The following is a 20,549-nucleotide window of genomic DNA, read 5'->3' as shown; positions in this document are numbered from 1 at the left end:
CCGCAGGCGGAACGGCCACGCTGGAGTCATGTCCGCCACCTCCGTCTCCGTTGTCTCCGCCCGCGTCCTGCTGACCGCGTGGTGCGCACTGCTCGCCGTCATCGATCTGCGTACCCGGCGCCTGCCCAATCCGCTGACCGCCGCGGGCGCGGTCGCGGTCCTGGGTTATGCGGCGGGCACCGGGCGCCTGCTGCCCGCCCTCGTCGGCGCACTGCTGCTGGCGGGCCCGTATCTCGTTGTGCACCTTGCGGTTCCGGCCGCGTTCGGGGCCGGCGACGTGAAGCTCGCGGTCGGGCTCGGCGCCGCGGCCGCGCTGGGCGGGGCCGGTGCGTGGGTCTGGTCGGCGCTGGGAGCGCCGGTGCTCACGGCCCTGGCCGGCGTCGCGAGACCCCGCGGGCCGCGCGCGCTGCCGCACGGCCCGGCCATGTGCGTGTGCACCCTGGCCGCGCTCGGGTGGGCATCGTGAAATGCGCACGCGGCGGCCGGATGCGCCTCGATGCCGCCCGCATCCACGGTGGTCATGGCGCTGCGCGCGGCCGCGGCGCGCATCCCGCCGGGCCATGTGTCGGGTCACCCGCGTTGACATGGAAAGATGGATGCGTGTTGCGCTGGATTACTGCTGGAGAATCCCATGGTCCCGCCCTCGTCGCCATCCTCGAAGGAATGGCCGCCGGGGTCGAGGTGACCTCCGCCGACATCGCCGCGCAACTGGCGCGCCGACGTCTGGGCTACGGCCGCGGCGCCCGGATGAAGTTCGAGGCCGACCAGGTGAGCATCCTCGGCGGCGTCCGCCACGGTCGCACGATGGGCGGTCCCGTCGCCATCCAGATCGGCAACACCGAGTGGCCCAAGTGGACCCAGGTCATGTCCGCCGACCCGATCGACCCGGCCGAACTGGCCGAGTTGGCGCGCAATGCCCCGCTCACCCGGCCGCGACCCGGTCACGCCGACTACGCCGGCATGCTCAAGTACGGCTTCGACGACGCCCGGCCGGTGCTGGAGCGGGCCAGCGCCCGCGAGACCGCTTCTCGCGTCGCTCTCGGCACGGTCGCACGGCAGTTCCTGCGGCAGGCGCTCGGCGCCGAGGTGCTCTCGCATGTGGTGTCGATCGGCGGCGCCGCGGCCACCGCCGGGCTGGTGCCCGGCGCCGACGATCTGGCAGCGATCGACGAATCGCCGGTGCGCGCCTTCGACAAGGAGGCCGAGGCGGCGATGATCGCCGAGATCGAGGCCGCCAAGAAGGACGGCGACACCCTGGGCGGCGTGGTCGAGGTGGTCGTGACCGGCCTGCCGATCGGGCTGGGCTCGTTCACCAGCGGCGAGAACCGCCTCGACTCGCGGCTGGCCGCGGCCCTGATGGGCATCCAGGCGATCAAGGGCGTCGAGGTGGGCGACGGTTTCGAGACCGCCCGCCGCCGCGGCAGCCAGGCCCACGACGAGATGCGGCCCGGTCCCGACGGCGTGCTGCGTTCCACCAACCGGGCCGGTGGCCTGGAGGGCGGCATGACCAACGGCGAGGCGCTGCGGGTGCGGGCCGCCATGAAGCCGATCTCCACCGTGCCGCGCGCCCTGGCTACCGTCGACATGGCCACCGGCGACGAGGCCGTCGCCATCCATCAGCGGTCCGACGTGTGCGCGGTGCCGGCCGCCGGCGTCGTCGCCGAGGCGATGGTCGCGCTGGTCGTCGCGCAGGCCGTGCTGGAGAAGTTCGGCGGGGATTCGCTGCAGGAGACCGTCGGCAACATCGACGGCTACCTGAAGCGGATCGCCGCCCGCCCGCATCACGCGGGCCCGGTCGTGCAGGAGGCGTAGTTGATCGTGCAGACCGACCCGCGCCGTCCGTGCGTGGTTCTGGTCGGGCCGCCCGGAGCGGGCAAGTCGACGATCGGCCGCAAGCTGGCCAAGGAACTCGGGGTCGACCTGTTCGACACCGACGCCGGGATCGAGGCCGAGACCGGACGGACCATCCCGGATATCTTCGCCACCGACGGTGAGCCGGAATTCCGGCGCATCGAGGAACGCATCGTCCGGCGTGCGATTCTCGCCGAGCGCGGCATCGTCTCGCTCGGCGGTGGCGCCATCCTCTCCGACGCCACCCGCGACCTGCTGCGCGGGCGCACTGTCGTGTACCTGGAGATCAGCATCGCCGAGGGCCTGCGCCGCACCGGCGGGAACAACAACCGGCCCCTGCTGGCCGGAGACGACCCGGGCGAGAAGTACCGCGCGCTGATGCGCCATCGGCGGCCCCTGTACCGCGAGGTCGCCTCCGTCCGCGTCCGCACCGACGGCCGCAGCCCCAGCCGCGTGGTACGGCACATCCTGGCGAAACTCGACCTCGAATCCATCGTCCCCACCACCGAACCGGAACCGGAAACCCCCCGGACCTCGCGTTCCCGCCCACGCCGCCGCTCCCGCACCACGGACCAGGGAAGCGCCCCCGCCGGCACCCCCACCACCGGCACACCCGACGCCACAGCCACGCCGCCCCCCGGCGAATCCCCTACCGGCATCCCCACCACCAAACGCCGCCGCCGAGGCGGCCGCCGCGCACGCGGCGCCAGGACCCGTACCGTCACCGACCCCACCACCTCGCCCGGCGACACCGCCACGGCCGCAACCGAATCCGGCGACGGCACACAGCGACCCGGTCGGGCTCCAAGATCCACCGGCACCGCGGCAGAGTCTCCCGGCAACCCCGCAGCCAACCGGACCACGGCAGAGTCCGCCGCCGCCGAAGCCGGCCGGACCACGCCCCCACCCGTCGGCACTGCGCCGGCTCGCCCCGTCACGACGTCGCCTGTCGATGGCACCACTTCCGGCAACGCCACCTCGGACGACCGCCGGTCGGACGCCTCGCGGTTCGGCGCCTCGAGCGACTCCCCCCAGCCGGTGGCACACGCATCCGCTGCCGAGCCGACAGTCTCGAATCACGATGCCTCGACGGCGAATACCCATGCCGAAGTGCGAAACACCCGCTCCGGCAGCCGGTCTCGCCGGAGCCGGAACCGCCGTCTGGCGCCCGCGGCCGTCTTGTCGGCGCTGGCGCACGGCTCGGAGGCGCAGCCGACTGCCGCCGCAGGGGAGGCCCCAAGCCCGACCAGCTCCGGTGGCACTGGGCGGCGATCGCAGCGACGGACCGCCCGGCGGCCATCGGGGCCGCCTGCCGCACCATCGGATTCGGCCACGCCGTCGACTTCAGCCACGCCGTCGGATTCGACCACGCCATCGGATTCGACCGCACCGTCGGCTTCGACCGCCCCCTCGGCGACCGCCACGCCGTCAGCTTCGACCGCTCCCTCGGCGACCGCCACGCCGTCAGCTTCGACCGCCCCCTCAGCTTCAGCCCCGCCATCAGCTTCCGCCGACCCCTCAACTTCCGCCGCTCCCTCGGCTTCCACCCCGCCATCAGCTTCCGCCGAACCCTCAACTTCCGCCGCTCCCTCGGCTTCCACCCCGCCATCAGCTTCCGCCGAACCCTCAACTTCAGCCCCGCCATCGGCTCCGGCCGACCCCTCAACTTCCGCCGCTCCCTCGGCTTCCGCCCCGCCATCAGCTTCGGCCGGTCCCTCGGCGACCGCCACGCTGTCAGCTTCGGCCGCCCCCTCAGCTTCAACCCCGCCATCAGCTTCAGCCCCGCCATCGGCTTCGGCCGATCCCTCAACTTCCGCCGCTTCCTCGGTTTCAGCCCCGACTTCGGCTTCGGAGTCTGGTGATACCGGTGCGGTCTCGAAACAGGTTGTCCGGCAGGACGAGTCGCCCGGGGCGCAGCGCGGCCGGGCCAATTCCCCATCATCCCCAGCAGAATCGGAGCCGCACGCCCATGAGTGAGCCGACCCGCATCGAGGTCCGCACCGCACAGCCGTATCCGGTGATCATCGGGCGCGGTCTGCTGGGCGACCTCGTCGACCAGGTGACCGGCCAGCGCGGGGTGCGCACAGTCGCGATCTTCCATCAGCCGCCGCTCACCGAGACCGCCGAAGTTGTACGACAGGCGTTGGTGGACAAGGGTGTCGACGCGCACCGGATCGAGATCCCGGATGCCGAGGCGGGTAAGGAACTGCCGGTCGCCGGCTACTGCTGGGAGGTGCTCGGGCGGATCGGACTGACCCGGCAGGACGTCGTCGTGAGCCTCGGCGGCGGGGCGGCCACCGACCTGACCGGTTTCGTCGCGGCCACCTGGATGCGCGGCGTCAAGGTCGTGCACGTGCCCACCACGCTCCTGGCGATGGTCGACGCGGCCGTCGGCGGCAAGACCGGTATCAACACCGATGCGGGCAAGAATCTGGTCGGCTGCTTCCACGAGCCGTCGGCGGTGCTGGTGGACCTGGCGACGCTGGAGACGGTGCCGCGCAACGAGATCGTCGCGGGTATGGCCGAGATCATCAAGACCGGATTCATCGCCGATCCGGTGATCCTGGATCTGATCGAGCGGGACCCGCAGGCGGCGCTCGATCCCGCCGGTGATGTACTGCCGGAACTGATCCGCCGCTCGATCCAGGTGAAGGCCGACGTGGTCGCCGCGGATCTCAAGGAGTCCAGCCTGCGCGAGATCCTGAACTACGGCCACACCCTCGGCCATGCGGTGGAGCGCCGCGAGCGCTACCGCTGGCGGCACGGGGCCGCCGTCTCGGTGGGACTGGTGTTCGCCGCGGAACTGGGCCGGCTGGCCGGGCGGCTCGACGATGCCACCGCCGACCGCCATCGCAGCATCCTCACCAGCGTCGGCCTGCCGGTCAGCTACGACGCGGACGCGCTGCCGCAACTGCTCGACACCATGCAGACCGACAAGAAGACCCGCGCGGGCGTACTGCGCTTCGTCGTGCTGGACGGTCTCGCCAAACCGGGTCGCCTCGAGGGCCCGGACCCGAGCCTGCTCGCCGCCGCCTACGCCACCATAGGCCGCGATGCGACCCCCGAGAGCGGCGCGATCCTGCTGTAGGCCCCGACGGCGCCCGCAGCCGCCGCCGTTCCGCACGGCGGCAGCTGACGATCGCCGCCGGTTCGGACCTGTCCGGCCAACGCTTCGCGTTGTTGCGGGCGAGCGGCGCTGACGAGCTCGAATGCGACACTCGCCTCGAAGGCCGCGCTCGAGTAAGGCGGGCACCGGCGTAACACAACCATCCGCATGGGCGGACCCGCGCGGCTGCGCCTGCGATCACGTAGCGGCCGCGGCCACCCGCACGGTCACCCAGCAGCCGGGGCGCCTGCGCGATCAAGCCACAGCCGCGCCACCCGCGATCAAGCCATAGCCGCAGCACCCGTGCGGGCACGCAGCAGCCGGGCACCCGTGCGATCAAGCCGCAGCGGCAGCACCCGTGCGGTGTTCACGGCCGGCCAGGAAGCGGCCGAGGGCGACGCCAGCCATGGCGGGGACGAAGATCAGCAGCACGATGAAGGATGCGCCGGCGGTCAGTTCGAAGAGGAGACCGTTGCCGCCCAGGTCCAGTTTGGGGAGTAGGTCGAGTATCCAGGCGACCAGGCCGCTGCCCAGGCCGCCGGCGACGCCCGCCTTCAACCAGCGGACGGTGAGGTCCGCGCCGCCGCGCTCGGGGTCGGGATTGGCCTGACGGTCGCCGCGGCCGTCGGCCAGGCCCCAGGCCGCGACGGCCAGGACGATGACCGCCAGGCACAGGATGCGCAGCCACGAGCCCTCGGTCGGCCAGTAGATCATGGCGAAACCCAGCAGGGTACGCAGCACCACCACCAGCACACCGAACGCCGTCGCACGCAACACCCACGCACCCATGTCGACCACCCTAACCCGTACCTGCCGAAGAAATCCGAGAAACAGTAACCGGTTACAGGAACGCGACCGGTACCGGACTCCCGAAACAATACAAACCATTCGGCCTTTTGGTTGAGCGCGCCGGTAACGGACACACTGACCGCAGCGCCGGGAAATTCTCGGCGGAGGGAGGAGGAACATGTCCACGACCATCGCCCGGCTCACCGTCGCGGTTCTGCTCGGTGCGCTGATCGTCTTGGGTGGCAACGGAATTCGTCACACCACGCTCGCCGTGAACGAATGCCACGAGGGATTCTGCGAGGACTCGCCGAAGGTGCCCGTGGTGGTGCCGGGCAGCAGCGCCACGGTTCCGGTCGCCGGGTGGCAGCGTCTGCTGTCCACCGGCAGCGCCGGCTGACGAGCCGGCTCAGGCGTCGAGGGCCGCGGCCATCGCGGCCTTCGGCGCCGGCTGCCCGGTGAACTGTTCCACCTGCCGGTACGCCTGGTTGAGCAACATGTCCAGGCCGCTGACCACCGTGTGGCCGGCCCGCCGTACCGCCTCTGCCAGCGGTGTCGGCCACGGATCGTAGATGGCGTCCAGCACGACCGGCGCGGCGGCGACCGCGTCCACCACCGCGGCGACCCCGGCGGACGGCACGGTGCTGACCGCGGCGTCGGCGGCGGCCGCGGCCGCACGGACCGTTTCGGCGTCGAAACCGATCAGGGTCGTCTCGAACCCCAGGCGCTCGGCCAGGTCCAGAGTGGTCGCGGCCCGACCGGCGTCCCGGGCCACCACGGTGACCGCCCGCGCACCCAGGTCGGCGAGCGCGAGCAGCGCCGGGCGGGCGGTACCGCCGGCGCCGAGCAGTACCGCGCTGTCGATCTTCTCGACGCCACCCTCCTGCAGCGCACCCCGCACACCGTCGATGTCGGTGCAGTCCGCACGCCAGCCGGCGGCGGTGCGGACCAGGGTGTTCACAGAGCCGGCCAGCAACGCCCGTTCGGTGTGCTCGCCGGCGTACTCCAGGGCCGCCACCTTGCCGGGCATGGTCACCGACAGGCCGATCCATTCCGGGCCGAGCCCGTCCACCAGCCCCGGCAACTGCTCGCCGGTGCATTCGATGCGTTCGTAGGTCCAGTCCAGGCCGAGCGCTCGATATGCGGCGAGATGTAGTTGCGGCGAGCGGGAATGCGCGATCGGACTGCCGAGTACGGCTGCACGGCGACCGTGCAGCACGCCGCCGTCCACCGCGGCGGGCCGCTTAACGTCCACCGCGGCGGGCCGCTTATCGTCCACCGCGGCGGGCCGCTTATCGTCCACTGCGGCGGGCCGCTTATCGTCCACTGCGGCGGGCCGCCTATCGTCCACTGTCCAGGATTCCGCTCTGCCGGGCGCGTTCGATATTGCGCAGGTGTTCGCTGTAACTGTCGGTGAACAGGGTGGTGCCCTGCTTGTCGACGGTGACGAAATACAACCATGGCCCGGGCGCGGGGTTCTCGACGGCCCGCAGGGCCTCCAGCGACGGCGACGAGATCGGTGTCGCCGGCAGGCCGGACATGGCGTATGTGTTCCAGGGAGTCCGTTTCGCCCGGTCACTGTCGGTGGTCGCGACCTCCGTGCGGTCGAGCGAATAGTTGACCGTCGAATCGAACTGCAGCGGCTGGTTGACCGCGAGCCGGTTCACGATGACCCGCGCGACCTTCGACATGTCGGCCGGCAACGCCTCCCGTTCGACCAGCGACGCCGCGGTGAGCGCCTGATACGGGTTCAGGCCGTTGCCACCGTTTCCGGCGCTCAGCCCGGTCGACTCGTAGCCGTGCGCGCTCACGGTCACCAGCTGCGCGATGATCTGCGCGGGTGTGCCGCTGGGATCGAAATCCCAGGTGCCGACGGCGATCAGGCCCTCCAGCTGCCGGCTGTGGTCCGGCGCCTGCCGCACCGAGTCCATCGCCCAGGCCGGCACCCCGAGCCCGGCCGGATCGCCCGCGCCGGCGGCGTCCAGTTGCTCGTAGGTGACGCACTTCCGATCGGCGTTCGTGCCGATGCAGCTGGCGTCGGCGATCTTGCGGTAGATGCCCTCCATCCGCGCGCCCGTGTTGACGTCGTTGGAGTCGTGCAGCTGGCGTCCGCTGGACACCACCACGTTGCCGACCCGGGCGTTCTTGTCCACCAGCGCGGCGGCCGCGTCGACGCCCTTGCTGTGCGAGGGCACCGCGTAGAAGCCCGGCTGCACCGACTTCATCTCGGTGTTGCGCACGGCCGCCTCGTAGAAGGCGCCCGTGCTGGCGACAACGCCCTTCGTGAGCATGGTCTTGGCGATCTGCTGGGAGGTGTCGCCCGGTTGCACCTGGACGACCACCAGCGGGCCCGCGGGTCCCGAGAAGTCCTCGGGCCCACCGAATTTCCCGCTGACGAACTTGTAACCGGCATAGCCGCCCGCGGCGACGAACAGCACCGCGATCAGGCCGCCGAGCAGAACGATGTTGCGCCGGCGGCGTTTCCGTTCGGCCGCGCGACGGGACGCCGCCCGGGAACTGCGACTGCCGCGTCCGCCGCCCGACTTGGAACGCTTCCCCGGCCGGGCGGAGGCCGTCCGGGTGCGCGATGACGGTGTGGTGACCACGGGCAAATTCTCGTCCGTATCGTACGGATCGTCCGTATAACGCGGAATTACGGTCGTGTCGTCATCCTCGTAGACGTCGTACGGCCGGTCCGCACGATCGCGAGCCGCGCGGGCGGCCCGGCCGGTCCCCCGGCGGCGGGTGGCGTCCGGCTGCTCCCGGCCGCGGGCGACCGCAGGCGACTCGCCGGTGCCCGGCGGCGGCGCGGCGGCCCGGCGCCCGCGCGACACCGGCGTCGTCGCGCGATGGGTCAGCGGGACGTCACGACCGGGAACCTCGTGGCCCGGCGCCTCGTAGTCGCCGTAATCGTTCTCGTAGTCGTCGTATTCGTCGTCCGGATCCGCATAGCCGGGCGCGGCGTGGCCCCCGTCGGGCCGGGCGGGCACGGCATACGCCGGATTCGCAACGGGATACGCCGGATCCGGGTGGCCCGGCGCGGTGTATCCGGGATCGGCGTGCGCCGGTGCGGCATGGCTCGGGTCCGCCGCTGCCGGGTACCCCGGACCCGCGGGTGTCGCATAGCCGGGATCCGAGTGGCGGACCGCCGGACGGTCGGCCTCGGCGTGGCGCGGTGCGGCGTAGTCGGCACGACGCGGCGCGGCATGGTCGGCACCGGAGCGACGCGGCGCGACGTAGCCGACATCGGCGCCACTCGGCGCTGAATAGCCGGGCTCCGGGTAGCCGGATGCGGCGGCACCCGGGTCCGGGTAGCCGGATGCGACGGCACCCGGGTCCGCGTAGCCGGATACCGCGGCACCAGGGTCCGCGTAGCCGAGGTCCGGATAGTCGCGGCTCGGGTAGCCGGACTCGTCGTAGAGGTAATCGTCGTCGTCGGACACCGCCGCGTGCCGCGCTCGGCGGCGGGTCGGCACCGGCGGGGCCTCGTCTCCCCAGTCCTGGTCCTCGCGCCGGTATCGGCGCGCCTCGGTCTCCTGGTGGATACGCTCTTCGGCCCGGCTCCAGCGGTCGCTCATTCGAGCACCTCGCCGCGTCCGTCACCGGCCGACCTCAACACCGCACTCCGTTCGTCCAACCAGCCCTGCAGGATCGCGACAGCGGCCGCCTGGTCGATCATCCGCCGCTGGCCACGTGTGCGAACGCCGCTCTCCCGCAACGCACGTGCAGCTGACACGGTAGTCAAACGTTCGTCGGAAAGTCGTATGGGCAGCTGGGGTAAAAGCTCTCGCAAACGCTTGGCGAAATCGACGGCGAACCGCGCTGACGTGCCGTTCTCACCCCGAAGCGTCCGAGGAAGGCCGACGACCACCTCGACGGCCTCATATTCCAGCACAATTTCAGCTATCCGCGCGAGATCGGGTGCGCTCGCGCCTTTTCCGCCGCCGGCCCGCCCGGCCCCGCCCTTACCGCCTCCCGGCCGCACCACGGTCTCCACCGGGGTCGCCAGGATCCCGTCCGGGTCACTGGCGGCGACACCGATGCGGACGGTGCCCACATCGATGCCGATCCGCCTGCCACGGCCGGGATCGGTTGCGGCACTGGGTCGGTCGCTACCCACTCGGGCAGGGTCGGACGACGACTCCGAGTGCTCGGAACTGTCCATCAGGCGGCGAGCTCGGCCACCCGTGCGCGCACCGCGGCCAGTCCGGCCGGTATCCCCGCGGGATCCGCACCCGCGCCCTGGGCCATCTCCGGTTTGCCGCCACCCCGTCCGGCGATACTGGGCCCGAAGCTGCCGACCAGATCGCCGGCCTTCAGCCCCAGCTCCTGCGCGGACTTGTTGACGGTGACGACGAACGGCACCTTGCCGTCGGCGTTGCCGAGCAACACCACCACGGCCGGCTCACTGCCGAACCGGCCCCGGATGTCGGTGGCCAGCGTCCGCAGATCGCCGGCGCCGACGCCCTCCGGCGCGGCCGCGGCGACCAGCAGCACCCGGCCGACCCGCTCCGCGTCGTCGACGTACTTCGCGGCCCGCGCGAGCACGGCCGCCACCTTGGTGCGCTCGAGTTCCTTCTCGGCGACCTTCAGCCGCTCCACGAGCTGCTCGACGCGGCCGGGCACCTCCTCCGAGGGCACCTTCAGCGCGGACGCGACACCGGCGAGCAGCGCGCGTTCCTTGGCCAGGTACTGGTACGAGTCCAGCCCGACGAACGCCTCGACGCGGCGCACACCCGAACCGACCGACGACTCGCCCAGCACCGTGATCGGGCCGATCTGCGAGGAGTGCCCGACGTGGGTGCCGCCGCACAGCTCCATCGAGAACGGGCCGCCGATCTCCACGACGCGGACCTCGTCGCCGTAGTTCTCGCCGAAGAGGGCCATCGCGCCCATCTTCTTGGCCTTGTCCAGATCGGTGACGAAGGTGTTGACCGGGAAGTCGGCGCCGACGGCGTCGTTGGACACCGCCTCGATGTCGGCCTTCTGCGCCTCCGACAGCTGGCCCTGCCAGTTGAAGTCGAAGCGCAGGTAGCCGGGCTTGTTCATGGAGCCGGCCTGCACCGCGTTCGGCCCGAGCACCTGCCGCAGCGCGGCGTGCACCATGTGGGTGCCGGAGTGGCCCTGGGTGGCGCCGCGCCGCCAGGCCGGATCCACCTGGGCGAGCACCGCGTCGCCCTCGGTGATCTGCCCCTGTTCGACGGTCGACTTGTGCACCCACAGCTGTTTGGCGATCTTCTGCACGTCGTTGACGCGCAGCTTCAGCCCACCGGCGGTGATGCTGCCGCGGTCGGCGATCTGGCCGCCGGCCTCGGCGTACAGCGGGCTGCGGTCGAGGATCACCTCGACGTCCTGGCCCGCCTGCGCGACGGGGACCCGCACGCCGTCGGCGATCAGGGCGAGCACCGTGGCCTCGGAGGTCAGCTCGTCGAAACCGGTGAACTCGGTCGGCCCGCGATCGACGAACTCCTTGTAGATGGTCAGGTCGGCGTGCGCGTGCTTGCGCGACTGCGCGTCCTCCTTGGCGCGCTGCCGCTGCTCGGCCATGAGTTCCCGGAAACCGGCCTCGTCGACCTCGAGACCGGCCTCGGCGGCCATCTCCAGGGTGAGGTCGATCGGGAAGCCGTAGGTGTCGTGCAGGGTGAACGCGTCGGTGCCGGAGATGCGCTTGCCGCCGGTGGTCCGGACCTCGTCGACGGTCTCGTCGAACAGCTTGGTACCGGTGGACAGCGTCTTCAGGAAGGCGGTCTCCTCGCCCACGGACACGTTCTCGATGCGCCGGAAGTCGGTGCCCAGCTCCGGGTACGACGGCGCCATCAAGTCGCTGACGATCTTCACGAACTCCGCCATGACCGGCCGTTCGGCGCCGAGCAGCCGGGCCGAGCGCACGATCCGGCGCAGCAGTCGGCGCAACACGTAGCCACGGCCGTCGTTGCCGGGGTTGACGCCGTCGGCGATCAGCATGGCCGCGCTGCGGGCGTGGTCGGCGATGACCCGGAAGCGCACGTCGTCGGCATGGTTCACGCCGTACGACTTACCGGTCAGCTCCTCGGCCTTGGTGATGATCGGGCGTAGCAGATCGGTCTCGTAGACGTTGTCGACGCCCTGCAGCAGGAAGGCGACGCGCTCGACGCCCATGCCGGTGTCGATGTTCTTCTTCGGCAGCGGGCCGAGGATCTCGAAATTGTCCTTGCCGCGGCCCTCGCCCCGCTCGTTCTGCATGAAGACGAGGTTCCAGATCTCCAGGTACCGATCCTCGTCGGCCTCCGGGCCACCGTCGCGGCCGTATTCGGGCCCGCGGTCGAAGTAGATCTCCGAACAGGGACCGCACGGTCCGGGAATGCCCATGGACCAGTAGTTGTCGGCCATGCCCCGGCGCTGGATGCGCTCGGACGGCACGCCGAGCGCCAGCCAGATCTGCTCGGCCTCGTCGTCGTCGAGATACACAGTGACCCACAGCTTTTCGGGATCGAACCCGTAACCGCCGTCCGCCACCGGCTTGGTCAGCAGCGACCAGGCCAGTTCGATGGCCCCGCGCTTGAAGTAGTCGCCGAAGCTGAAATTGCCGGCCATCTGGAAGAACGTGTTGTGCCGGGTGGTGATGCCGACGTTCTCGATGTCGAGGGTGCGCACGCACTTCTGGACGCTGGTCGCCGTGCTGAACGGCGGTGTCTGCTGACCGAGGAAGTACGGGACGAACTGGACCATGCCCGCGTTGACGAACAGCAGGTTCGGGTCGGCCAGGATCAGCGAAGCACTCGGTACCTCGGTGTGTCCGGCACGGACGAAATGGTCCAGGAAGCGCCGTCGAATCTCGTGGGTCTGCACGAACATCAAGCCTACCGGGCGCGGTCCACCCGGTTTTACGCGGCAGGAACTACTTTCCCCGTACGATGCGGCGCAGCTTGGTCACCCGCGGACCGACCTCCCTTTCGTAGCCGTGGTCGGTCGGACGGTAGTAATCGGTGCCCACCAACTCGTCGGGCGGGTACTGCTGGGGCAGCACGCCGTCGGGGTGATCGTGCGGGTATCGGTAGCCCTGGGCGTTGCCGAGCGCGGCCGCGCCGGCGTAATGCCCGTCACGGAGATGCGGCGGCACGGCCCCGGCCTTCCCCGCGCGGATGTCGGCGAGGGCCGCGCCGATGGCGGCCGGTACCGCACCCGATTTCGGGGCTGTGGCGATGTGGATGGTGGCGTGGGTGAGCGCGAGCTGCGCCTCGGGCATGCCGACGAGCTGGACCACCTGCGCGGCGGCCACAGCCGTCTGCAGCGCGGTGGGATCGGCCATGCCGACCTCCTCGCTGGCCTGGATCATCAACCGCCGGGCGATGAACCGGGGATCCTCGCCGGCGCTGATCATCCGGGCCAGGTAGTGCAGCGCGGCATCGACATCGGAGCCGCGCAGCGATTTGATGAACGCGCTGATCACGTCGTAGTGCTGGTCGCCCGCGCGGTCGTAGCGCACCGCCGCCTTGTCGACGCTGGCCTCCACCAGATCGACGTCGACCGTGCCGTCCAGGGACGATTCCGCGGACGCCTCCAGCGCCGTCAGCGAACGCCGGGCATCTCCCCCGGCGATGCGGACGATGTGGTCCAGCGCGGCCTCGGTGATCGTGTAAGCGCCGCCCAGACCCCGCGGGTCGGCGGTCGCGCGCCGCAGCACCTCGCGAATGTCGTTGTCGGACAACGATTGCAGTTGCAGCACCAGGGACCGGGACAGCAGCGGGGACACCACCGAGAAGGACGGGTTCTCGGTGGTCGCGCCGACCAGCAGCACCACCCGGTTCTCCACCGCGGCCAGCAGCGCGTCCTGCTGGGTCTTGGAGAACCGGTGCACCTCGTCGATGAACAGCACGGTCTGCTCCCCGGCGAGCAGGCGGCGGCGGGCCACGTCGATGACCGCGCGCACCTCCTTCACCCCGGCGGACAACGCCGACAACGCCTCGAACCGGCGGCCGGTGGCCTGCGAGATCAGCGAGGCCAGGGTGGTCTTGCCGGTGCCCGGCGGCCCGTACAGCAGCACCGACGCCGCGCCCGAACCGTCGATCAGCCGCCGCAGCGGCGAGCCCGGGCCGAGCAGGTGCCGCTGCCCGACCACCTCGTCGAGGCTGCGCGGCCGCATCCGCACCGCCAGCGGGGCGAGCCGGTCGGCGGATTCGCCCATCCGGAAATCGGCGCCACCGCCCTCGGTTCCCCCGGACGATTCGCCCGGAGTGTCGAAAAGACCCTCGCTCACGCGGTCGACGGTACCGCCGTTGTCCGACAACTCCGCCACGCACCGGCTATCTTTCCTTCGGAAACCGGGTCGCCACCGGGCGATCCTCAGGACGAAATCGCGGAGTATGACGGTCATCGACGACAGCATTCCCACCGGACGCGGCCTTCTCGACCGACTGGTCGACGATGCCGGTCGCAGGCTTCTGAAACTCCCCCAGGGCACCAACGACTACACGATCACCCGGGACCTGCGGATTCCCACCCGCGACGGGGTGGAACTGGCCGCCGATCTGTACCGGCCGCTGGACGATCCGATCGGGACGGTGCTGATGCGCGGACCCTACGGCCGCGGTCTCGCGATGACACTCGCCTCCGCCCGGCCGTACGCGGCGCACGGATATCAGGTGCTGTTCGTGTCCAGCCGCGGCACCTTCGGTTCGGGCGGCACCTTCCAGCCGGCCCGCACCGAGGCCGAGGACGGGCAGGACGTGCTGTTCTGGATGTACAAGCAGGACTGGTACACGGGCTCGTTCGCCACCGTCGGCGCGTCGTATCTGGGCTTCACGCAGTGGGCGCTGCTGTCGGACACGCCGGTGCAGCCGGCCGCCGCGGTGATCGTGATGGCGCCGCACGACTTCAGCCGGTACCACTGGGGTACCGGGGCGTTCAATCTGGACATGCTCACCTGGAGCGAGGTGATCGCGCATCAGGAGGAATCGGGCGCGCGCAATCCGCTGCGCCGGCTCCGCGCCCTCCGCGCGCTGCGCAAGGTGCAGAACGGGCTGCCGCTGGCCGACGTCGCGGAGCGGCACTTCCAGGGTGCGGCGCCGTGGTATCGCGACATCGTCACCCATCCCGACCTGTCGGATCCGTACTGGGCGCCCATCCAGCGTCGCGACGCGCTGGACAAGGTCACCGCGCCGGTGCTGCTGATCGGCGGCTGGCAGGACATCTTCCTGGAGCAGACGATCCGGCAGTACACCCGGCTGCAGGAACGCGACGTCGACGTGGCGCTGACCGTCGGGCCGTGGACCCACCTGGACATGGCGACCAAGGCCGCCGGCCTGATCGCCACCCAGACCCTGGAGTGGCTGGACGAACATCTCGCCGGCCGCGAGGAGCCGAACCGGAAGGCGCCGATCCAGGTGTACGCCACCGGCGTGGACGAGTGGCGCGAGGACCTGGAGGTCTGGCCGCCGGCCACCGAGGAGTTCGAGCTGTACCTCGGCCCGGCCCGCACCCTGATCGAGGAGCCGTCCCGGAATCCGGCGACGCCCGCGACCTTCACCTTCGATCCGTCGGCGCCGACACCCACCGTCGGCGGGCCGCTGATGCGCGGCGGCGGCTATCGCGACGACGCCAGACTGGCCGGCCGCCACGACGTCCTCGCCTTCACCGGCGATCTGCTCACCGAGGACGTGCAGGTGTTCGGCACGCCGGTCGTCGACCTCGACCACAGCACCGACAATCCGCACGCCGACCTGTTCGTCCGGCTCAGCGATGTGGACCGTCAGGGCCGCTCCACGAGTATCACCGAGGGTTACGTGCGGCTCGATCCGGAACGCGAGGAGGGCCCGGTCGTGGTCCGGATGCGCCCGACGGCCCATCGGTTCGAGGCCGGGCACCGGATCCGGCTGATCGTGGCGGGCGGTTCCCATCCGCAGTTCGCGCGCAACCTGGGCACGGGCGAGAATCCGGGTACCGGCTCCGAACTGCGGCCCTCGACGCACACCATCCAGTACGACGCGCAGCACCCGTCCTGCCTGGTGTTGCCGATCGTGAGCTGAAACGGCCCGGTGCCGGCCGGACGACCGGCACCGGGCCGCGGTGCTCGAAATGGGACGCGTGCTACGCCGGATCCGGCGGCACGGTCATTCTTCCCAGTACTCCTCCAGCGTCGCCGAGACGTGTTCGGCGAAGTCGCCCAGCGGGTCGTCGCCGGTGCAGCGGGCGTCCTCGGCGAGCGCGGCCCAGCGGTTGATCAGCGCGGCCGACCGCGGGATCGACAGCCCGTGCTCGCGGGCGGCGGCGATCCGGGCGTGATCGGCCGGCAGGAACCAGTAGGTGGTCAGCCAGACCCAGATCAGCCGGGCCTCGAGGATCCGCTCGGCCAGCATGTCGTCGTCCATGAGGGCGGGCCAGACGCCGACCACCTCGGAACGCCACGCCTCGATGATCTGGCGGCTGCGTTCGCGGGACAGCTCGAAATCGCACAGGCAGCCTGGGAACGACACCAGCGCGTACGCGATGTCCAGGGTGGCGTCGCGGAAACCGCCCCACTCGTAGTCGAGGAACCGCGCGCCCTCGTCGTTGAGGATCACATTGTCCGGGCACAGGTCGGACGGGCTGAAGGCCCGGAACCGACCGGCCGAGAAGAGCCGGTTGCCACGGACGATGCGCTCGGCGATCTCGCCGGGCACCTCGATGCCGAGTTCACGCTGCAACAACCGCGGCACCTCGGTGACGGCGGATTCCGCCTGCTCGGCGATGCCGTCGAGGCGCTGCACCACGGCGGCGCGGCGCAGCAGCGCGACGAAGTCCTCCTCGCGGCCCATCGTCGCCGCGTGCATGCGGCCCAGCGCCTGCGCGAACGCCATCAGGGCGTTGCGGCGGGTCGGATCCGAACCGGTCTGCAACACCTGGGTCAGGGACGTGTTCTCGCCCAGGTCGCTGAGGATGAGCAGGCGGTCGGGGCGGCTGTGTGCCAGCAGGTAGGCGCCGGGGCGATGTTCGCTCGACAGCGCGGTGGTGAACTGGTACGACACCGCCTCGCGTAGGAACGCCGAATCGAGGCTCGCCACGCCGGGAGCCAGGCCGCCGATTCGACGGTCGTCACCTGCCCCGCGGGCCTGCTTCACGATCAAGGTCCGGGGAAGTGAAAAGGAGTTCTCCGCTACACGCACGCGAAGTACGGTCGTTCTGCCACTGCCACTGAGCTCGATCGGATCACTCAGTTTTACCGGAGCACCCATTCGCTTTGTGAGCAACTGTTGTGCCGCGGACACGACTTCGGCGGCGCGTTCGGCCAATAGTGCGGTCATCGAGTCCCAAGGTACTCGCATGTGGTCACTTTCAGCGAGCGGTTACGCAACCTTTCGCGCGTCGCCCGGCGTGTCATTGTCACCGTCAGGCTACCGCCGCGGCAGGCTGATCGCAGCGGCTCCCGGGGTACGTCGACACCCGCGCGGCTTGCTTGACACAATCGGAAGGGTCCGGTTGTGTCGACCGCAACTGCTGTGCGCCACACCATAACCCGGGTGATCCGAAAGGCTCGCGACGATGACCGACAGCCCGCACTCCGCATCCGGCGATCAGCCCGCGGAGGGTGGTGAACACAGACACCCCGCACCGGCGGGAGGGCATCAGCAAACCGGTCCGTCGGAAAGCGGCCACACTCGGCCCGATTTGCCGGGTTCTGTCGAACATTCCCAGCTCAGCGGTACCGGAACCGGACAGTACGGCACCCTGCCCCCGGCCGGTGCCGCACCCGCGCATCCCGTGGGGCCGGCCGGGGGCGCGCCGATCCCGCCCGCTCCCGGCGGACGTGGGCAGATGCCGCCGGCCGGCGCCGGCGGCGCCCCGATCCCGGCCGCCGGGGCTCCGATCGGGAGTGCCGGTCCCGGTGGCGGCGCGCCGATACCCCCCGTCGGCGGCGCGCCGATCCACGGAACCGCCCAACCGGTGTACGGGCCGCCCGGTTCCGGCCCCGAACAGGGCGGATATCCGGGCGGGGAGTACCCGGGTTCCTATCCTCCGGCCGGTTCGTACCCGCCTGGTTCGTACCCGCCTGGTTCGTACCCGCCCGGGGGTCATCCGGCCGGGGGTTACCCGCAGGGCGGCTACCCGACCGGCGAGTATCCGCAGGGCGCGTACCCGGGCGACTACCAGCAGGGCGGCTGGGCCCCGGCGGGCGCGGGCGCCACCGCGCCGATGTACGGGCCGGCCTCGTACGGCACCGACTACGGCGCCGGCCGGGCACTCGGCTACGGCTGGGATCGCTTCCGCGCCAACGCGATTCCGTGGGTGGCGGTGACACTCGTCGGCTTCGCCACGTATCTGGCCGTGACACTGGTGATCCGGGTCGGCGACGTGCAGTCGCTGCCGGCGCTGTTGCTGCTCTTCCTGATCGCCGCCGTGGTGGTATGGCTGTTGCAGGCGGCCATGATTCGCGGTGCGCTACTCGAAACCGACGGCACACCACCGGATTTCCAGTCCTTCTTCGGATTCGTCAACGCGGGCAACGTCCTCCTGACGGCCCTGCTGGTCTTCGTGCTCGCGACCATCGCGGCGGCCCTGTGCATCCTGCCGGCGCTGATCGTCGGCTTCCTGTGCATGTTCTCGCTGCACTTCGTGATCGATCAGGATCTCGGCCCGTTCGACGCGATCAAGGCCAGCGCCCGCCTCGTGATCGCCCATGTCGGGCCACTGCTGCTGCTGGCGGTGTCGGTGGCGGCGCTCACGTTCCTCGCCTGCCTGCTCTGCGGCATCGGACTGCTGGTGGTCGGCCCGCTCACCGCCATCGGCGTCACCTACTCCTACCGGCTGCTCAGCGGCGGGCTGGTGGTGTAACGCGAACCGCCCGGATGCCGAGCGGCATCCGGGCGGTTCGCGAGGGTTGGACGGCTACTCGGCGTCCTTCGATCCGGGCGCCTTGCCGACCTTGTCGTCCTTGCGCAGCGGTTTCCCGTCCGGGCCGAGTACGACGTCCAGCCCGGCCTCCTTGCGCTGCTGCGCGGTGATCGGGGTGGGCGCATCGGTCAGCGGGTCGACGCCGCCACCGGACTTCGGGAAAGCGATCACCTCGCGGATCGAGTCCACCCCGGCCAGCAGCGCCACGATCCGGTCCCAGCCGAAGGCGATGCCGCCCATCGGCGGCGCGCCGTAGGAGAACGCGTCCAGCAGGAAGCCGAACTTGTCCTGCGCCTCGTCGTGGCCGATACCCATGACGGAGAACACACGTTCCTGCACGTCCCGGCGGTGGATACGGATCGAACCGCCGCCGATCTCGTTGCCGTTGCAGACGATGTCGTAGGCGTACGCGAGCGCCGAACCCGGATCGGTGTCGAAATTGTCCAGCGACTCCGGCTTCGGCGAGGTGAACGCGTGATGCACCGCCGTCCAGGCCGAATACCCAAGAGCCACATCGCCACTCGCGGTGGCGTCGGCGGCCGGCTCGAACATCGGGGCGTCCACGATCCACACGAACGCCCAGGCGTTCTCATCGATCAGGCCGCAGCGCCGGGCGATCTCGCCGCGCGCGGCGCCCAGCAACGCGCGACCGGTCTTGGCGTCGCCGGCGGCGAAGAAGACGCAGTCGCCCGGCTCGGCGCCGACGTACTTCGCCAGTCCCTCCCGCTCGGCGTCGCTGAGGTTCTTGGCGACCGGGCCGCCGAGCGTGCCGTCCTCGTTGATCAGGATGTACGCCAGGCCCTTGGCGCCGCGCTGCTTGGCCCACTCCTGCCAGGCGTCGAGCTGGCGCCGCGGCTGGCTCGCGCCGCCGGGCATCACGACCGCGCCCACGTACGGCGACTGGAACACCCGGAAGGGGGTGTCGGCGAAGTATTCCGCCATCTCGGTGATCTCGATGCCGAACCGCAGGTCCGGCTTGTCGGAGCCGTAGCGGCGCATCGCCTCCGCGTAGGTCATGTGCGGGATCGGCGCCGGGATCTCGTATCCGACCAGCTTCCACAGCCCGGCGAGGATGTCCTCGGCGAGCAGGATCACGTCCTCCTGCTCGACGAAGCTCATCTCGATGTCGAGCTGGGTGAACTCCGGCTGCCGGTCGGCGCGGAAGTCCTCGTCGCGGTAGCAGCGGGCGATCTGGTAGTACCGCTCGACGCCGCCGACCATCAGCAACTGCTTGAACAGCTGCGGCGACTGCGGCAGCGCGTAGAAGTTGCCCGGCTGCAGACGGGCGGGCACCAGGAAGTCGCGGGCGCCCTCGGGCGTGGACCTGGTCATGGTCGGGGTCTCGACCTCGACGAACGCGTGCCGGGCCAGCACCTCGCGAGCGGCGGCGTTGACCTTCGACCGCAGCCGGATCGCGTGCGCCGGGCCCTCCCGGCGCAGGTCCAGGTAGCGATACTTGAGGCGGGCCTCCTCGCCGGGCTGCTCGTCGAGCTGGAACGGCAGCGGGGCGCTCTCGTTGAGCACCTCCAGCGCGGTGACGTTCACCTCGATCGCACCGGTCGGCAGGTTCGGATTCTCGCTGCCCTCCGGCCGGGCCTCGACCACGCCGGTGACCTTCACGCAGTACTCGACCCGCAGCCGGTGCGCCTGCTCGGCGGGGGCGCCCTCCCGGAACACCGCCTGCGAGACCCCCGACGCATCGCGCAGATCGATGAAGATCACGCCACCGTGGTCTCGCCGCCGGGCCACCCAACCGGTGAGGGTGACGGTCGAACCGGCGTGCTCGCTGCGAAGCGAGCCGGCCAAGTGGGTGCGCAGCACGGGATTCCTTTCGACGGCTCGGTCGCGCCGGCGGACGGCGGCCGGCGCGCCTTCATCGTAGAGAGACACGTCCGGGGGATGGAAACCGATATCCGTCTCGCCGTGCCAAGCTGTAGAGGGCGAGGCCGGAGGCAGCGGT

At 70.8% G+C, this 20,549-nt stretch carries 15 protein-coding genes and 1 pseudogene; 7 read left to right on the top strand and 9 right to left on the bottom strand.

The window, feature by feature from the left end; translation table 11 throughout:
• Nucleotides 1–28: 28 nt before the first annotated feature.
• The 3 genes and pseudogenes from NRB56_RS23015 to NRB56_RS39210 form a co-directional block, all read left to right on the top strand.
• Nucleotides 29–466 carry a prepilin peptidase gene (locus NRB56_RS23015; RefSeq protein WP_153345541.1) on the top strand — a complete coding sequence of 146 codons (438 nt, stop codon included), beginning with the start codon at nucleotides 29–31 and terminating at the stop codon, nucleotides 464–466.
• Between the two features lie 134 nt (nucleotides 467–600).
• A complete protein-coding gene (aroC, locus tag NRB56_RS23010) occupies nucleotides 601–1,812 on the top strand; it encodes a chorismate synthase (protein WP_319943388.1) in 1,212 nt (403 codons plus the stop codon).
• A 6-nt stretch (nucleotides 1,813–1,818) separates the two neighbouring features.
• A pseudogene (locus NRB56_RS39210) lies at nucleotides 1,819–2,331 on the top strand (shikimate kinase); the annotation flags it as partial.
• A 596-nt stretch (nucleotides 2,332–2,927) separates the two neighbouring features.
• On the opposite strand, the gene NRB56_RS39205 reads toward NRB56_RS39210, so the two are convergent.
• Entirely contained in the window at nucleotides 2,928–3,581 is a 654-nt protein-coding gene (locus tag NRB56_RS39205; RefSeq protein WP_227838321.1) for a hypothetical protein, read from the bottom strand.
• Between the two features lie 239 nt (nucleotides 3,582–3,820).
• Here NRB56_RS39205 and aroB point away from each other — a divergent pair, with 239 nt between their 5' ends.
• Nucleotides 3,821–4,939 carry a 3-dehydroquinate synthase gene (gene aroB / locus NRB56_RS23000; RefSeq protein WP_153345538.1) on the top strand — a complete coding sequence of 373 codons (1,119 nt, stop codon included), beginning with the start codon at nucleotides 3,821–3,823 and terminating at the stop codon, nucleotides 4,937–4,939.
• A gap of 354 nt (nucleotides 4,940–5,293) precedes the next feature.
• Here the strand turns inward: aroB and NRB56_RS22995 are convergent, their stop codons facing one another.
• Entirely contained in the window at nucleotides 5,294–5,746 is a 453-nt protein-coding gene (locus NRB56_RS22995) for a B-4DMT family transporter (RefSeq protein ID WP_153345537.1), read from the bottom strand.
• A 178-nt stretch (nucleotides 5,747–5,924) separates the two neighbouring features.
• Between NRB56_RS22995 and NRB56_RS22990 the strand changes: the two genes are divergently transcribed.
• Nucleotides 5,925–6,143, top strand: coding sequence for a hypothetical protein (locus tag NRB56_RS22990; RefSeq protein WP_153345536.1), 219 nt, complete (start codon nucleotides 5,925–5,927; stop codon nucleotides 6,141–6,143).
• Nucleotides 6,144–6,152: 9 nt separating this feature from the next.
• On the opposite strand, the gene NRB56_RS22985 is transcribed toward NRB56_RS22990, so the two are convergent.
• From NRB56_RS22985 to NRB56_RS22965, 5 genes are all read right to left on the bottom strand, one after another.
• Nucleotides 6,153–6,962: a shikimate dehydrogenase gene (locus NRB56_RS22985; protein WP_406603525.1), complete on the bottom strand. Its 810-nt coding sequence runs from the start codon at nucleotides 6,960–6,962 to the stop codon at nucleotides 6,153–6,155.
• Between the two features lie 121 nt (nucleotides 6,963–7,083).
• Nucleotides 7,084–9,321, bottom strand: a complete 2,238-nt coding sequence (locus NRB56_RS22980) for an endolytic transglycosylase MltG (RefSeq protein ID WP_153345535.1) — start codon at nucleotides 9,319–9,321, stop codon at nucleotides 7,084–7,086.
• Entirely contained in the window at nucleotides 9,318–9,908 is a 591-nt protein-coding gene (ruvX, locus tag NRB56_RS22975) for a Holliday junction resolvase RuvX (protein ID WP_153345534.1), read from the bottom strand. The genes NRB56_RS22980 and ruvX overlap by 4 nt, the downstream gene beginning before the upstream one ends.
• The gene (gene alaS / locus NRB56_RS22970; protein WP_319943387.1) at nucleotides 9,908–12,571 is read right to left on the bottom strand and encodes an alanine--tRNA ligase; all 2,664 of its coding nucleotides are present in this window, start codon (nucleotides 12,569–12,571) and stop codon (nucleotides 9,908–9,910) included. Before alaS ends, ruvX begins: the two co-directional genes overlap by 1 nt.
• Before the next feature lie 49 nt (nucleotides 12,572–12,620).
• Nucleotides 12,621–13,979: a replication-associated recombination protein A gene (locus NRB56_RS22965; protein ID WP_406603518.1), complete on the bottom strand. Its 1,359-nt coding sequence runs from the start codon at nucleotides 13,977–13,979 to the stop codon at nucleotides 12,621–12,623.
• 106 nt (nucleotides 13,980–14,085) lie between these two features.
• Between NRB56_RS22965 and NRB56_RS22960 the strand changes: the two genes are divergently transcribed.
• Nucleotides 14,086–15,747: a CocE/NonD family hydrolase gene (locus NRB56_RS22960; protein ID WP_153345532.1), complete on the top strand. Its 1,662-nt coding sequence runs from the start codon at nucleotides 14,086–14,088 to the stop codon at nucleotides 15,745–15,747.
• Nucleotides 15,748–15,831: 84 nt separating this feature from the next.
• On the opposite strand, the gene NRB56_RS22955 is transcribed toward NRB56_RS22960, so the two are convergent.
• Nucleotides 15,832–17,001 carry a phosphotransferase family protein gene (locus NRB56_RS22955; protein ID WP_153345531.1) on the bottom strand — a complete coding sequence of 390 codons (1,170 nt, stop codon included), beginning with the start codon at nucleotides 16,999–17,001 and terminating at the stop codon, nucleotides 15,832–15,834.
• A 364-nt stretch (nucleotides 17,002–17,365) separates the two neighbouring features.
• Between NRB56_RS22955 and NRB56_RS22950 the strand changes: the two genes are divergently transcribed.
• Nucleotides 17,366–18,529, top strand: coding sequence for a DUF2189 domain-containing protein (locus tag NRB56_RS22950; RefSeq protein WP_153345530.1), 1,164 nt, complete (start codon nucleotides 17,366–17,368; stop codon nucleotides 18,527–18,529).
• A gap of 54 nt (nucleotides 18,530–18,583) precedes the next feature.
• On the opposite strand, the gene aspS is transcribed toward NRB56_RS22950, so the two are convergent.
• On the bottom strand, nucleotides 18,584–20,410 hold the full coding sequence (aspS, locus tag NRB56_RS22945; protein ID WP_319943386.1) for an aspartate--tRNA ligase: 1,827 nt from the start codon (nucleotides 20,408–20,410) through the stop codon (nucleotides 18,584–18,586).
• Nucleotides 20,411–20,549 lie beyond the last annotated feature (139 nt).

The sequence above is a fragment of the Nocardia aurantia genome (assembly GCF_009604425.1).
Lineage (GTDB): Bacteria > Actinomycetota > Actinomycetes > Mycobacteriales > Mycobacteriaceae > Nocardia > Nocardia aurantia.
Note: the sequence above shows the minus strand (reverse complement) of the source record. Positions and strands in the feature narration are given on the sequence as shown.

What these genes read in the sequence shown, in the direction of transcription:
- NRB56_RS23015 (WP_153345541.1), top strand. Translation starts at nt 29, where the DNA reads ATGTCCGCCACCTCCGTCTCCGTTGTCTCCGCCCGCGTCCTGCTGACC.
- aroB (WP_153345538.1), top strand. Translation starts at nt 3,821, where the DNA reads ATGAGTGAGCCGACCCGCATCGAGGTCCGCACCGCACAGCCGTATCCG.
- NRB56_RS22995 (WP_153345537.1), bottom strand. Translation starts at nt 5,746, where the DNA reads ATGGGTGCGTGGGTGTTGCGTGCGACGGCGTTCGGTGTGCTGGTGGTG.
- NRB56_RS22990 (WP_153345536.1), top strand. Translation starts at nt 5,925, where the DNA reads ATGTCCACGACCATCGCCCGGCTCACCGTCGCGGTTCTGCTCGGTGCG.
- NRB56_RS22980 (WP_153345535.1), bottom strand. Translation starts at nt 9,321, where the DNA reads ATGAGCGACCGCTGGAGCCGGGCCGAAGAGCGTATCCACCAGGAGACC.
- ruvX (WP_153345534.1), bottom strand. Translation starts at nt 9,908, where the DNA reads ATGGACAGTTCCGAGCACTCGGAGTCGTCGTCCGACCCTGCCCGAGTG.
- NRB56_RS22960 (WP_153345532.1), top strand. Translation starts at nt 14,086, where the DNA reads ATGACGGTCATCGACGACAGCATTCCCACCGGACGCGGCCTTCTCGAC.
- NRB56_RS22955 (WP_153345531.1), bottom strand. Translation starts at nt 17,001, where the DNA reads ATGACCGCACTATTGGCCGAACGCGCCGCCGAAGTCGTGTCCGCGGCA.